Consider the following 14,315-nt stretch of genomic DNA (forward strand, 5'->3'; position numbering starts at 1 on the left):
TCTAGATCAGTTTTTCAATGATTTTTTTGGCAGACTGGATTTCATCAGGTTTTTTAAAGACGGAAGCGGTAACAATAGCGCCTTCCAGCATAACGTAGATTGTTTCTGCCAGCTCTTCATCAGACAATATGTTCTTATGTCCGGAATTTTCAACAAGGGTTTTTATAAATTCTTTACTGTGCACTTTAGCTGATTGTATTTCGGCTAAAACTTCCGGATCACTTGTCCCTGCTTCATCATTTGCTTTAATGAACGGACAGCCTCCGAACTGCCTGAATTTCTGACGTTCGGTGTGATGATCAAAAAGTGCCAGTAGTTTCTGTTTAGGATCTTTAACTTTGTTGACACTGCTTTCCAGCCTGCTGAACCATAGCTCATGCGTACGGCGAATATAAGCGATCAACAGGTCCGTCTTTGTTTCAAAATGTTTATACAAAGATGCCTTGGCAATATCAGCCTCTTCAATGATCTGATTGATACCGGTATTACTATAACCCTGTGTATAAAATAAACGTTCGGCGGTATCCAATATCCTGTCGGTTACAACTTGTCCTCTTTGTTTCATGGTACAAAGATATAAATTAAATAGACAGACTTGTATATTTAAATTTTCACTTTTTTCTATAATGTATATATCAAAAGCTATGTTAAGATATCCATTAATGAAAGTAATAGCATTATATAATCTCAAAGTATATCTTTGCAAAAACATCAAATTATGAAAGTGTTCCTGCTGGTCTTATCAATTCTTTTTCTTACTTCCTGCATAAGTGATTCGGATTATACTTCTCCTGCTCCATCTGAAAAATCTAGCAGATACTATTTGTACCAGTCGTTTAAGAAAAAAAATGGGGTGGTAACCTTTACCGTATCGCATGATGGTACCTGTGCTGCAAAATCATACTACCAGATCGATCAGCTCATCGATACTACTCCTGCAACTTTTGTATCGTACATAAACTGCGAAAAATATGAAATACAAAAGGGGTATTATAACAGTTCCTCTTCAAATATGACCCTTAATTTTGTCAATTACAAAGCTTCAATAAATGGCAATGAACTAACGCTAACGAAGACCACTACTAATAAGTGGGACATTTATGAAGAAATCAATATTGCAAGGGCTTATTAAATTAAGCAGTCAACCTTATTAGAATTGAAGAAAGTATTTTTTCCATCACATTTTTGACGCAGTTTAATGCATACTGTCAAAAATTAAATTACTAAAAACTAGCTCATTGCAAATTTAACAATTATTAAAATGCCCATATATAAAGTATTTGAGGAGATTTAATACAATAATAAGTATCTTTACCGTGAATTAAACATATGTAAAAACTATCCTGACGATACAATTTTAAATTGCAATGAAACCTATTCTCAATATTCTTTTAGTTTCGACATTACTCATTTCATGTGCGGGAAATGATGATATTTCTGAAAAACCAAAACCAACGGAAAAAACATTATATAACCTAGAATATAAAAATTATCTTGTAAAAAATGTTACTCTTTATAAAGGACCGATTGCCCAGGAATCTGATCCCGGCGAATCTTATCTGACTGCTTATTGGGGAACTTATCAGGAACCAATATGGAGGAAAATAAGTCTTGACATAAAAAACAGCTCTTTACATCTGATTTCCGAAACATCAGCCGGCATAAAATATACCATTACAATGGACAAGGATTCTGTATTTATCAATGATCATAACGAATTGATCTATATCGGTAATTTTAACAGAGAAAAATCTTCATTTACATTAAAGAGATCACTACGGTATGTAAAAAAAGTACCAAGAACTGATTTCGGACCCATGTTTATTTCACAAACGAACACTTTTGGTGTTACACAATATGAAACTATTTTCGGTAAAAGTGCTTTTAATAAACCAGCAGAAATGACCGAATCCGGTGATGTTGTTTTGTGGAGTAATATCGAATACCAATATCAGTAATCTGCTCAATAAAATACTGAGCGCAAAGTTTATTATTCTTTAATTGAAAGCCGTAACTTTCCATATTATCAAATTATACTGTTGATATAAGTTTTACCGCTAACTAAACTGTTTTAGAATGGATAATGCTTTACTTGTGGCTATAAAAAAGATAGTAGAAATAAGTTCTGATGAAGAAAAAATAATTCAGAACTTATTCAAATTGAAAGAATATAAAAAAGGAGATTTTTTCCTTAAGGAAGGTGAAATCTGCAAATATGTCGGCTTTATTGAAAATGGTCTTGTCCGTTATTACATCAATGATGATGGCGAAGAAAGAACTTATGGCTTCTCAAAAGAAAATGAATTTACCTGTAATTTTGAAAGCTTTGGCCCGCAGACACCATCCAAGCAACTCATTCAGGCTTTAGAAAATACCCGTATCTGGACCATCAGCTATGAAAATCTTCAGAAGCTGTATGAACAGGTAAAAAATGGAGAGCGATTTGGACGGCTATCTATTGAGTATGTTCTTATCAAAACATTAAAAGACAGGAATTCATTTTATACGGATTCTCCAAAATCCCGCTACGAAAAATTTATTAAGGAGCATTTTGATCTGCAACAAAGGATATCTCAATATTATATTGCTTCCTATGTGGGAGTAAAGCCACAATCATTGAGCAGAATCAGAAAAAGAATATCACTTTTATGATTTATTAACCTGGGTGCATCAATTTCTATTAAACGTTGAAGAATTTTGTATCAACAAAATAAAGTTCTTATGAAACGTTTACAACAAAAAACATCATTCTGGCTTAGCCTCATTTCAGGTATTGGTTTACTTTACATTGGAATCCGCTTTTTTATTAATCCTGTTGGTGCTGAAATAGATTATGGTATCCGTACTGTCACCAATGGGGATTTTTCTTTTCAGTATATCAAAGGAATCCGTGATTTTTTCTTTGGATTGATCATTATCCTTCTTTTAGGGAAAAAACAGTTCTTTGCATTAGGTATTATTCTGCTTTTAGGAACTATCATTCCAGCTACAGACTTCTTCGTCGTACTATCATATCCTGGCTCCACAGCCGGTCATTTAGTTTCCCACCTGATCGCCATTATCATTTGTCTGTCGTGTGGATTTTATTATTTACAAAACCATAAACTAATACTATCATGATTTTATTTAATATCGTTCTGGTTTTACATTTCATCGCATTCTTAGTATTTATTATTCAGCTTGCCATATTATTTCCTCAACAGAATAAGGTCCTTCATAAAAAAAACATTCTTATTGGAGTTACCATTTTATTAACAGGAATTCTCCTTGTCGTCCTGAAATACCCTCACATCAATTTATATAAGATCATCCCAAAATCATTTTTGTTTTTAGGAGTTTCAACTTTTTGCGGAATATACAGTGGGAAAAATGTTCCAACGAAAGTGTTCTATCTTTTATTCGGAATGGCTATCCTTGCAGGCTTGATAGGAGTCATCAAAACGTAGGTATTCTTCGATACAATTTCAATTTTATTTTCAATAAAAAGTTATTACATATCAAAGCCTGAACTTCACGATTGTTCAGGCTTTGGAAAAAAAATCAAATATCTGTTTTAAGGTGTTTGGTAAGTTAGTATTTGTTTTATTTTTCTGAAATTATTTATTGAATTTCAGATAATTAAACAATCAAAAGATCCACAAACTCATTAACATTGAGGTTAACCAGCTTATCATACTCCAGAGAATTTTCCAATACAAGTCTTTGCTGCTTTTCCGGGAATATACGGGCGAGATTCACTTTATACTTTTTAATCAGTTCAGGAATTCCTTCATCCCTTCTTCGTTTATGTCCTATAGGATACTCTACTTTTACTTCTTCCAAAACAGTTCCGTCATTTAACTCTACTGTTAATGCATTGGCAATGGAACGTTTTTCAGGATCATGGTAATCAGTGGTAAACTGAACCTCCTCGATACATTCAATTTTATCACGAAGAATATCAATCCTTGGATCTGAAGCAATATTATCTTCATAGTCGGCAGCAGTCAGCCTTCCGAAGATAAGAGGTACCGCTACCATATATTGAATCGCATGATCTCTGTCTGCAGGATTATTCAGGGGACCTTTTTTATCGATAATCCTGATAGCCGCTTCATGCGTACGAATAGTAATTTTTTTAATATCGTCAGCTGTTTTACCAATCCCTTTTAATTGATGGTGCAATGTCATAGCTGCTTCCACGGCTGTTTGTGAATGGAATTCAGCAGGGAAAGAGATCTTAAACAATACATTCTCCATTACATAAGAACCGTATTCACGCTGAAATTTGAATTCATTTCCTTTAAATGAAACATCATAGAATCCCCATGTTTTAGCCGTAAGTACCGAAGGATAACCCATTTCGCCGGTTTTGGCAATTAATGCTAAACGCACAGCTCTGGAAGTGGCATCTCCGGCTGCCCATGACTTACGACTTCCTGTATTAGGAGCGTGACGGTATGTTCTTAAAGATTGTCCGTCCACAAAGGCCAATGAGATCGCATTGATCAGCTCATCACGGGTTAATCCAATTAATTTTCCTACAACGGCCGTAGAAGCCAACTTCACTAATAAAACGTGATCTAAACCTACTCTGTTGAATGAATTTTCAAGAGCAATTACTCCCTGAATTTCATGCGCCATGATCATGGCTTCCAGCACCTGCTTCATTTTCAAAGGAGCTTTTCCTTCTGCAATATGGGTTCTGGACAACCAGTCAGCGGTTGCTAAAATTCCTCCTAAGTTATCAGAAGGATGTCCCCATTCTGCAGCTAGCCACGTATCATTAAAATCCAGCCAACGAATAATAGCTCCAATATTGAAAGCCGCCTGAACCGGATCCAGTTGAAACTGAGTTCCCGGCACTTTTGCACCATTCGGAACAACAGTTCCTTTTACGATAGGCCCCAATAATTTCGTACATGCAGGATAAGTTAAAGCTTCCAATCCACATCCAATAGTATCTAAAAGGCAGTAGTGGGCCGTTTTCCAGGCCAGGTCGTTTTTAATTTCGAAGTTCAATACGTAATCTGCAATATCTGTTAATACCTGATCCGGTTGTGGTCTTTCATTTGAAATGTGTGATGACATCTTTTTGTTTTAAGTTTAATTAGTTTATATTTTAAATTGATTGTATTATCTGCTTGTGATAGGAACAAATTCTTTATTTTCAGGCCCGGTGTAATTGGCACTTGGACGGATAATTTTGCCATCCTGCCTTTGTTCAATGATGTGGGCACTCCATCCCGTGACTCTTGAAATAACAAATAACGGAGTGAACATAAGGGTTGGCACTCCCATCAGATGATACGAAACCGCTGAGAACCAATCCAGGTTAGGGAACATTTTCTTTTCTTCCCACATTATGGTTTCCAGCCTTTCAGCAATATGATAAAGCAACATATCTCCTGCCTCTTCGGAAAGTTCTTTCGCTACTTTTTTTATCACTACGTTTCGCGGATCCGATATGGTGTACACCGGATGTCCAAATCCAATAATTACTTCTTTGTTACCAATACGCCTTCTGATATCCTCTTCCGCTTCATCCGGGGAATTATAACGACTCTGAATTTCGAAAGCCACTTCATTCGCCCCACCATGTTTAGGACCTCTTAAAGCACCGATAGCTCCCGTTATACAGGAATAAAAATCTGAAGAGGTTCCCGCAATAACACGCGCAGTAAAAGTAGAAGCGTTAAATTCATGCTCTGCATAAAGATTAAGAGAGATTTCCATTGCCTTCACCCAGGAATCAGGTGCTTTTTTACCATGTAACAGGTGAAGAAAATGGCCCCCAATAGTATCATCATCAGTTTCTACATCAATCTCTTTTCCGTTATGCGTATAATGATACCAATACAAAAGTCCGGAACTGAATGATGCCAGTAATTTGTCTGCAATATCCCTTGCTCCCGCCACATTATGATCGTCTTTTTCAGGCTGAATACTTCCAATTGCTGAAACCATGGAGCGCATTACATCCATCGGATGGGCAGCTGCAGGAATACTTTTCAGGATATTTCTTACAGAATGTGGTAATCCTCTCAGTGATTTTAATTTGGCTTTATAGTTTTTTAACTGGGCTCCTGTTGGTAGCTGTCCGTAAATAAGAAGATAGGCTACTTCCTCAAATTCTGCTTTTTCTGCGAGGTCCAAAATGTCATAACCTCTGTAATGGAGATCATTTCCACTTTTTCCTACACTGCAAAGGGCAGTATTACCTGCGGCAACCCCTGAAAGCGCTACACTTTTCTTAGGCTTAAATGTTGATTCGTTATTCGTTGACATTCTTGTTCTGTTTAAATAGGTTATCTAATTTTTGTTCGTAATCATGGTATCCAATGCTTTTGTAAAGCTCTTCCCGAGTCTGCATGGTATCAATTACGTGAGCCTGGGTTCCGTCTTTCCGGATATGCTCGTAAACATTCATTGCTGCCTTATTTGCCGCCCGGAAAGCAGAAAGGGGATATAAAATCAAACCGACTCCCGCATCTTTCAGTTCATCAGCAGTATACATTTTAATCATTCCGAATTCTGTAATATTGGCCAGTACAGGAATACCTGTAGCGTCTACAAACTTTTGATAATAGCTTAAATCAGGAACAGCCTCCGCAAAGATGAAATCTGCTCCGGCTTCTTTATAGGCAACAGCCCTTTCCAATGTTTTTTCAAGTCCTTCATTGGCAAAAGCATCTGTACGTGCCCCGATCACAAAATTTTCATCCGTCCGCGCATCAACAGCAGCCTTCAAACGGTCTACCATTTCATCTTTGCTTACCACTTCTTTACCTGGACGGTGTCCACAACGTTTCGCTCCCACCTGGTCTTCAATATGCAAAGCACCTGCTCCGGCTTTAATTAATGATTTTACAGTTCTTGCTACGTTGAATGCCGAAGGACCAAACCCCGTATCTACATCCACCAATAGAGGTAAATCACATACATTGGTTATTCGCTGAATATCGATCAGAACATCCTCAAGGGTCGTAATTCCCAGATCCGGAATTCCCAACGATCCTGCAGCAATTCCTCCTCCGGAAAGATAAATAGCATTGAATCCTGCCTGTTGCGCCAGCAATGCATGATTGGCATTGATAGCCCCGACAATCTGAAGAGGGTTTTCTTTTTGCATCGTCTCCCGGAAACGTAATCCGGCAGACTCTAGACTTACATTTTTACTCATCTTTAATATTATTGTTCGTTTTGATGTATTTTAATTCACATTCTTCCAACAATTTAAAGAAAGATTATTCTTTAAATGATTAAAATAATTAAACGACCTATAAACCTTAATGAATGGTTGAACAGCCCATTACATTTTCATGTAATAACAATCCGGTTAAAGATTGCTGCCATCAGCCTGTAATGCTTATAAATCAATATAAAAGGTGCTGATAAAACTTCACAATACTTTGTAAAAGAGAAAATTATGGAAAGGGACTAATACGAGCAAGCTGTAGAAATGATACAGCCCTGAAAAGCAAAACCTGTAAACCATTTCTTAAAAATGATAATGTACACAAAAAGATATCGGGCACTGTTATCACATCGTATCATACCTGACTATAAGCTTCAGATCGCGAAAGCATCGTCAATTCGAAATAGGCAGGTCTCCTGACTTGTAACAATTTTTATCGTCCTTCCCATTCAAAAAAGAACAGTGGACCCTGATTGATAAAAACCTTTTGAGTGTTACTTACAGTTGCGCGACAGTTCGTGATTCACACACGATTCCCTTTTAATTCACAGCTAAGTGTAACCAATTCCGGTTGATAAAGAAGTATAAATGAACTCCTTGGTGGTAAATATAGGTATTTTATTGAAACACGAAAATAATTATTTACGAACAACAGTTAGGAATTCGTAATTCTTTGAAAATAGGCATTATAAATATATTTTCAATTTTCAAAATCATAATTAAAATGATCTTGATTATGTAAAAATCACTTGCAAAAAAATCCGACAAACACAATTATTGAGAAAAGCATATGCTCTCAATATGAAAATATGATTCTGAATTAACAGATAAAAGCCTGAAAAACACTCACAATATCTGTTTCAAATTCTCACCTATATTTTGCAAAGCCAACAGGCTATGGGATGTGATACGTTCTGCAAAAATAATCCTGAAATGGCACCTGAACTGATCGGTAATGCTAAAAATTTCTCCTGGAGTAAATAATATTCTTTGCTGTTCGCAATAAGCGTAAAATTTCTCCATATCTACTCCTTCAGGCAAACTTCCCCAAATGCTGTATCCACCCTGAGGATCTTCAAAATAAGACCCATCCGGAAAATGGCTTTTTAATACCTCTAGCACATCTTTAGCCTGCTTATATAGTTGTTTACGAAATGAACGCAAATGTTTATCATAACTATGGTCTTCAAGCAGTTTAATGACCAGTTCCTGATATAGCGGAGCAACAGATCTTCCTAAGGCAAACCTGGTTCTCTCTGCTTCCGCATGGAATTTTCCCGAATGCATCCATCCCAGGCGAATACCAGGAGCCAATGTTTTGGAAAAAGAAGAAAAAGTTATTACCCAACCACCGGTATCAAAACTCCCGATCCCCGAAGGTCTCTCATTGCCAAAATATAGGTCTCCGTAAATATCATTTTCGATAATCGGAAACTCATATTCTTCCGCAATGGAAAGCAGTTCTTTTTTTACAATATCAGACATCAGAATTCCGGTAGGATTGTGAAAATTAGGTGTAACTACAAGAGATCTGATATTATGATCCGCGCATATCTTTTTTAAATATCCCGTATCAAAACCATCTCTATCCCGGACAGGAATTTCTATGGCTTTAAGTTTCAGATTGGCAATTACTTCCAAAACAGAAAAAACGCACGGACTTTCAACAGCAATGAGATCACCGGCATTTGTCACAGATGCCAGGGCAATGTAAAGTGCCTGCAATGCTCCATCTGTAATGATTAATTTTTCAGGATGTAATATGTATCCATATTGAGAAGCACGTTTAGCGATAAGATCTCTTAGTTCTAATGACCCGTTAGCAGGATAGTAGCGAAGAAGTGAAGTCCCTTTTTCGCGGATCACTTCCTGCATTTTTTTTAAAATGAGCTTTTGCGGAATCAAAAGATCCGTAGGTGCTGCCGAATTAAATGAGGTATATTCGGAGGGCTTATTTCTTGATGAAATCAGAGCAACGTTTTTATTGAAAACTTCATTTTTTGAGACTGGGTAAAGTGGTAAGATTTCACTGTTTATTTGTGGAATATCAGCTGCTACAAAATAACCGGAACGGGGAATATTTTTCACCCATCCTTTCATCACCAGATGATCATAACCACTTTGAACCGAACTTGTACTCAGATGATAATTTTCTTTAATCTCTCTCACAGACGGTAGACGGGTGCCGGGCTTAAACATTCCAGTCTTTATTTTATCTTCAATAGCAGTGGTAAAAATCTCATATCTGTACGTCTTCATGGCGTTTCATCTTTTTCATAGCAAATGTACAAATGTGTTTGCACAAATGATTAAAAACCAACTGTACTGATTCAATTGTACTCAACTGTACTCATACAACAGTTTAATAATCCATTAGCTTTGGGTAAAAAAAGAATCATAATGGAAATTATATCCAAATTTACCGTAGGATCAGACCAGGGAATCGATCATCTTTTTGCTGTCATGAGACCTTATATCAGAAATACCTATTCTGGAAAAGTTTCATCGGAAAAAATTGAAGAATACCTTGCCGAAAATGTAGAATACAGGAAAATGATCAATATCCTGAATGACTTATCCACCCAGCTCATTATGGTATTTGCAGATCATGAACCCGTCGGTTATTGCCTTTTTAAAAGCGGATCATTATATCCGGAAGCAACCGAAGGGGAGAGAATGACGGAAATAATTGATTTTTCTATCCTTCCTGAATATGATCAGCCTGAAATAAGACAATCATTATGGAACAAAAGCAGATCAGCTATTACTTTTACAGATCGTATCTGGATCAGCATAACTGAAGATGATCCCATGCTCTCATTCTTCAATTCGGTTGGATTTGAATTTATAAAAACGACCACCCTGAAAGCATTTTCACTCCCCGCAAAAATATACGAACTGAAGCTGAAGTAAATAAGACTATTCCTTTCTCATATTTACATTGTTATTTTTTGGAACAGATGTGGACAATATTTTAATTTTCTTAGCTTAGAGGAGGAAAAGCAACCTCAACAAACAGATCCTGTTAGCAAATATAATGTTGCTGACAGGATCATGTAATACATTAATTAAAAAAACAACCCATTACAAAAGATTTTGACCCTATATTTACAAACAGAAGCCCGATTCTTTATGGCTAAAAGCTGTTTTTAAACAATTTTTTGAAAATCAATTAATTAAAACATCGATTATCCCTTATTTTTTCGTATCTTTGCACTTAATAAATAACCAGGCCTCTGCCTTTGCTATCTGTTACAGTTTAGAATACTTATTTTTTTCTTTCAGTTTTTGCTTTTTCAGCTGCCAAAAATTAACCCTTATTTATTTCTTGAATGAATATATATACAGGCAACTTAAAAAAACAAAGAATAGAAAAACAATTTGAAGATCCTTTTACTCCTTTAGGAGATTTACTCTCAGTAGAAATTACAAAAGAAGACCATTACGCAGGCTCCAGGGTTTACGGGCGTATAGAGGTGCTCATTTAATGTGAGGCATGCCACGCTATTGCAAACTCAGCAACGATCTTTATTTATTCAGATTATTGGTGAACAAAGCAAATGAAACAACGGGAAAAATTATTTTTTTCCCGATACACCAACAATAAAATAAATATTCAATTCCTGATAAAGAATTGGTCAAAGGTCGAAGATTCGGCAAACCTTATCAATGAATTTCAAAAATTTAAATTTAATTAATCCCATTATCCGCGCCGCTACAGAGACAGGATATTCTAAACCGACAGAAATACAGGCGGATGTTATTCCGCAGATTTTGATGGGTAGAGATATTTTGGGGTTTGGACCTAAGGAACCTGGAAAAACAGCAGCATTTACCATGCCTGTTATTCAGCTGTTGAAGAAAAGCGCACCGGAACATAAAGAAATACGGACACTGGTATTAACGCCGACACAAGAAATAGCGGTGGAGATTGAAGAAGATTTCAGAATTTACAGTAAATATCTTCCTTTATCCCAGTTGACCATTCATGATGGAACATCACAAGGAAATCAGCTTGCCGCTTTAAGAGTAAGAGTGGACGTTCTTATAACAACCCCTGCTGCTTTACTTGAATTAATCAATCAGAGACCTATCAGTCTTTCCAGGATTGAAATCCTGGTTTTAGATGAAGCAGATAAAATGCTCGATACGAATTTTGTGAATGATGTGAAGAAAGTTATTAAACTTCTTCCTCATAAAAGACAAACCTTACTTTTTTCTTCGGTCATATCAGACAAGGTTAAAAGATTTGCTGATCCATTGCTAAGCAACCCGGTGGAGATTAAACCTACACCTATAGAAAAAAATGCAGATCATACAGTGATACCCGTAGGAAAAAAAGAAAAAACGGACAGGCTTTTTAGCGCCGATCCGCTCCAGTACTTTAATATAATAACTAAATAATAAAATTAATTTATGGCAGATTCTTTCTCTAAAAAAGAAAATTTCAAGAAAAAAATTCAAAAACAAAAAGAAAAGGCTTTACGCCGTGAAGAACGAAAAACTAATAACAATAAAGGAAAGGGACTTGATGAAATGCTAACGTATGTGGATTCATACGGAAGACTTACTTCTACTCCACCTGAAGAGACACAAGAAATTAACCTTGATGATATTCAGCTGGGAGCTGCTCCTATTCCTGAAGAGGAAATCCGTAAATCAGGAATTATTACTTTTTTCAGTGAAAAAGGTTATGGTTTTATTACAGAAGATAAAACAAAGGAAAATGTATTTTTCCATTCCAACAACTGTGCGGAACCCGTAAAGAAAGGAAATAAAGTATCATTTGAAAAAGAGAGATCTCCGAAAGGATTTTCTGCTATTGATATTCAACTGATCAAATAATAAATAACAACAATTTTTAATAACAATTACAATGCAAGAAGGCACAGTAAAATTTTTTAACGAAACAAAAGGTTTCGGATTTATTTCTCCAGCAGACGGAGGACAGGATATCTTTGTACACGCTTCAGGGTTAAGCACAAGAATTATTCGTGAAAACGATAAAGTAACTTTTGAAGTACAAAAAAGTGAAAAAGGATTAAACGCAGTAAACGTAAAACTTGCATAGTTTTCCAGATATTTTCCGATAAGATAATATCAAATCACACAGAAGGCCCCATTTGGGGTCTTTTTTTTATTTCAAATAAATCCAGATAAAGTATAATCCAAAGTCGATCGTCCTATAAATAATAAACCCATCATTACTTTATTGGGAAGTATTATCTTTATGTAATAAAAACACATCACTGATGTTCCGGGTGATCTGGACATCTAAAAACATTTTGAAGTAAAAAATCAATCACATTGAAAAGAATTGTAAAAGTATTCCGGAAAATATTGATCCTGCTGGTCCTCATTATCACTGTTCTTGGTATCGTTACCTTTTTCTATATGAGGCGGGAGGAATTCGGAGCCCTGCCGGAGGGTAAACGTCTTGAACTGATAAAAGCTTCTTCCCATTATAAAGATGGCAGATTCAGGAATATTGTGGAGAGGCCAACGCTTACTAAAGGCTACTCGATGCCGGGTGTATTGTACGAAACCCTGTTTACAAAATTTCCTCACCGTAGCCCCGTAGATTCGCTACCATCCATAAAGACCAATTTAAAAGCACTGAATATTCATGATAACGCGTATGTATGGTTTGGGCATTCTTCATTTTTTCTTCAGCTCGATGGCGTAAAGATCCTTGTTGATCCTGTATTCAGTGGAAAAGCCTCCCCTATCCCTGGAAGTGTTACGGCTTATAAAGGAAGTGATATTTATACGGTAGCAGACCTGCCTGAAATCGACTACCTACTTTTATCGCATGATCATTATGATCATCTGGATTACGAAACCATAAAAGAACTGCAAAAAAAGACAAAACATGTAGTCTGTGGTTTAGGGAACGGAGCTCATTTTGAACGCTGGGGATATACACCCGATCAGATTATAGAAAAAGACTGGTACGAATCCGTAAACGTAAAGCCAGAATTTACCATATTTACGGAATCTACACATCATGATTCCGGAAGAGGATTCAGAAGCGGACAGGCATTATGGCTTTCTTTCCTGATTCAGACACCTTCTATGAAAGTGTACTACAGCGGAGACGGAGGTCGTGATGATAGATTTAAATCTATAGGTTCAAAATACGGAAAAATTGATTGGGCCATTATGGAATGCGGGCAATATAATAAAGCATGGCAATCGGTACATGAGCTTCCGGAAGAAGTTGCTTTGGGAACAAAAGAGCTGGGTGCCCAAAATTTATTACCCGTGCATAATTCTAAATTCACCCTGGCCAACCACCCCTGGAAAGAACCTTTGGAAAAAATCACAGCTCTTTCTAAGAACCAAACTTATCGATTAGCAACCCCTATGATCGGCGAATTAGTTCATTTAGACAAAACAGATCAGAAGTTTAACGAATGGTGGAAAAATGTTCAATGAGGCATCTGAAAAGTTATTCCATACAAAAATGTAAGTAATTAAAGAAAATATATCATTATTTCATAGTCCTTCAAATTCATTGTTTTGGAATATAATTTTATTATCTGTTCTGAAATAACTCCAATATAAATATTTAGTTTAGGTAAATTTTCAAATCATTTTTATTTTATTGAGGCCTAAAAAAGCTAAAAATAATTTTCAAAAAAGAAACTGGGATGCGGTATTGTATCTAATTTAGATTTAATCTCTGGATTGCTATTAATCCATTTCTGTAATTGGCTGCTAGTCATACTGTCATTAACCAAAATATTAGAATATAACCTATTATTATATACATTATCATTAAGATATATTACTAAGTAACTTTTATGTAATTTCTTTTCAGCTTCTCCATATTTTAGGGGATAAATATCACAGTATGATTTATATTTTTTGCCACTAACACTAAAATTATAAATAAAATTAAAGCCCGTTCCTCTTCCATACCCCTTAATATCATTAATTTTTCCAATAGTATAAATCCCTTTTTCTTTATAAGTATTTTTAAATTCCTTTCTTAAATGATTATCATAAAAAAGAATCCCTCCTAAAAAAAGGATTATTATTAGTAGGTAATGTTTTCGTAAAAATTCCAGCATTTGAGAAATTATATTTTTCATTAACAACAAAAAATTAATGTTTTCAAGAAAATCTTAAACAT

17 protein-coding genes and 1 riboswitch are annotated in these 14,315 nt (G+C 35.7%); of the genes, 11 read left to right on the forward strand and 6 right to left on the reverse strand.

Annotation, left to right across the window (positions count from 1 at the left end; translation table 11 throughout):
• Position 1: 1 nt before the first annotated feature.
• The gene (locus AAEU33_RS20540) at positions 2–565 is read right to left on the reverse strand and encodes a TetR/AcrR family transcriptional regulator (RefSeq protein ID WP_345990042.1); all 564 of its coding nucleotides are present in this window, start codon (positions 563–565) and stop codon (positions 2–4) included.
• A 153-nt stretch (positions 566–718) separates the two neighbouring features.
• Between AAEU33_RS20540 and AAEU33_RS20545 the strand changes: the two genes are divergently transcribed.
• The 5 genes from AAEU33_RS20545 (at position 719) to AAEU33_RS20565 (ending at position 3,446) form a co-directional block, all read left to right on the forward strand.
• Entirely contained in the window at positions 719–1,132 is a 414-nt protein-coding gene (locus AAEU33_RS20545) for a hypothetical protein (RefSeq protein WP_345990044.1), read from the forward strand.
• 235 nt (positions 1,133–1,367) lie between these two features.
• A complete protein-coding gene (locus AAEU33_RS20550; RefSeq protein WP_345990045.1) occupies positions 1,368–1,958 on the forward strand; it encodes a hypothetical protein in 591 nt (196 codons plus the stop codon).
• Between the two features lie 118 nt (positions 1,959–2,076).
• The gene (locus AAEU33_RS20555; protein ID WP_345990047.1) at positions 2,077–2,652 is read left to right on the forward strand and encodes a Crp/Fnr family transcriptional regulator; all 576 of its coding nucleotides are present in this window, start codon (positions 2,077–2,079) and stop codon (positions 2,650–2,652) included.
• A gap of 69 nt (positions 2,653–2,721) precedes the next feature.
• Positions 2,722–3,120: a DUF4267 domain-containing protein gene (locus AAEU33_RS20560; RefSeq protein ID WP_345990049.1), complete on the forward strand. Its 399-nt coding sequence runs from the start codon at positions 2,722–2,724 to the stop codon at positions 3,118–3,120.
• Entirely contained in the window at positions 3,117–3,446 is a 330-nt protein-coding gene (locus AAEU33_RS20565) for a hypothetical protein (protein ID WP_172276853.1), read from the forward strand. The genes AAEU33_RS20560 and AAEU33_RS20565 overlap by 4 nt, the downstream gene beginning before the upstream one ends.
• Positions 3,447–3,618: 172 nt before the next feature.
• Here the strand turns inward: AAEU33_RS20565 and AAEU33_RS20570 are convergent, their stop codons facing one another.
• From AAEU33_RS20570 to AAEU33_RS20585, 4 genes are all read right to left on the reverse strand, one after another.
• The gene (locus AAEU33_RS20570; RefSeq protein WP_345990051.1) at positions 3,619–5,070 is read right to left on the reverse strand and encodes a bifunctional 2-methylcitrate dehydratase/aconitate hydratase; all 1,452 of its coding nucleotides are present in this window, start codon (positions 5,068–5,070) and stop codon (positions 3,619–3,621) included.
• A gap of 45 nt (positions 5,071–5,115) precedes the next feature.
• Positions 5,116–6,267, reverse strand: coding sequence for a 2-methylcitrate synthase (prpC, locus tag AAEU33_RS20575; RefSeq protein WP_345990052.1), 1,152 nt, complete (start codon positions 6,265–6,267; stop codon positions 5,116–5,118).
• Positions 6,254–7,162, reverse strand: coding sequence for a methylisocitrate lyase (gene prpB, locus AAEU33_RS20580; protein WP_345990054.1), 909 nt, complete (start codon positions 7,160–7,162; stop codon positions 6,254–6,256). The genes prpC and prpB overlap by 14 nt, the downstream gene beginning before the upstream one ends.
• Positions 7,163–7,565: 403 nt before the next feature.
• A riboswitch (cobalamin riboswitch) is annotated at positions 7,566–7,758 on the reverse strand.
• Positions 7,759–8,023: 265 nt separating this feature from the next.
• The gene (locus AAEU33_RS20585; RefSeq protein WP_345990056.1) at positions 8,024–9,436 is read right to left on the reverse strand and encodes a PLP-dependent aminotransferase family protein; all 1,413 of its coding nucleotides are present in this window, start codon (positions 9,434–9,436) and stop codon (positions 8,024–8,026) included.
• A gap of 141 nt (positions 9,437–9,577) precedes the next feature.
• Here AAEU33_RS20585 and AAEU33_RS20590 point away from each other — a divergent pair, with 141 nt between their 5' ends.
• From AAEU33_RS20590 to AAEU33_RS20615, 6 genes are all read left to right on the forward strand, one after another.
• On the forward strand, positions 9,578–10,090 hold the full coding sequence (locus AAEU33_RS20590) for a hypothetical protein (protein WP_345990058.1): 513 nt from the start codon (positions 9,578–9,580) through the stop codon (positions 10,088–10,090).
• A gap of 419 nt (positions 10,091–10,509) precedes the next feature.
• On the forward strand, positions 10,510–10,665 hold the full coding sequence (locus AAEU33_RS20595) for a hypothetical protein (protein WP_172276835.1): 156 nt from the start codon (positions 10,510–10,512) through the stop codon (positions 10,663–10,665).
• Positions 10,666–10,846: 181 nt separating this feature from the next.
• Positions 10,847–11,581, forward strand: coding sequence for a DEAD/DEAH box helicase (locus tag AAEU33_RS20600; protein WP_345990060.1), 735 nt, complete (start codon positions 10,847–10,849; stop codon positions 11,579–11,581).
• 12 nt (positions 11,582–11,593) lie between these two features.
• Positions 11,594–12,022: a cold shock domain-containing protein gene (locus AAEU33_RS20605; protein ID WP_172276829.1), complete on the forward strand. Its 429-nt coding sequence runs from the start codon at positions 11,594–11,596 to the stop codon at positions 12,020–12,022.
• A 31-nt stretch (positions 12,023–12,053) separates the two neighbouring features.
• Positions 12,054–12,248 carry a cold shock domain-containing protein gene (locus tag AAEU33_RS20610; RefSeq protein WP_089029390.1) on the forward strand — a complete coding sequence of 65 codons (195 nt, stop codon included), beginning with the start codon at positions 12,054–12,056 and terminating at the stop codon, positions 12,246–12,248.
• Between the two features lie 236 nt (positions 12,249–12,484).
• Positions 12,485–13,615 carry an MBL fold metallo-hydrolase gene (locus tag AAEU33_RS20615; protein ID WP_228456924.1) on the forward strand — a complete coding sequence of 377 codons (1,131 nt, stop codon included), beginning with the start codon at positions 12,485–12,487 and terminating at the stop codon, positions 13,613–13,615.
• A gap of 185 nt (positions 13,616–13,800) precedes the next feature.
• Here AAEU33_RS20615 and AAEU33_RS20620 read toward each other — a convergent pair whose 3' ends face one another.
• A complete protein-coding gene (locus AAEU33_RS20620) occupies positions 13,801–14,274 on the reverse strand; it encodes a hypothetical protein (RefSeq protein WP_345990062.1) in 474 nt (157 codons plus the stop codon).
• Between the last annotated feature and the right edge of the window lie 41 nt (positions 14,275–14,315).

The sequence above is a fragment of the Chryseobacterium sp. Chry.R1 genome (assembly GCF_039645525.1).
GTDB lineage: Bacteria > Bacteroidota > Bacteroidia > Flavobacteriales > Weeksellaceae > Chryseobacterium > Chryseobacterium proteolyticum.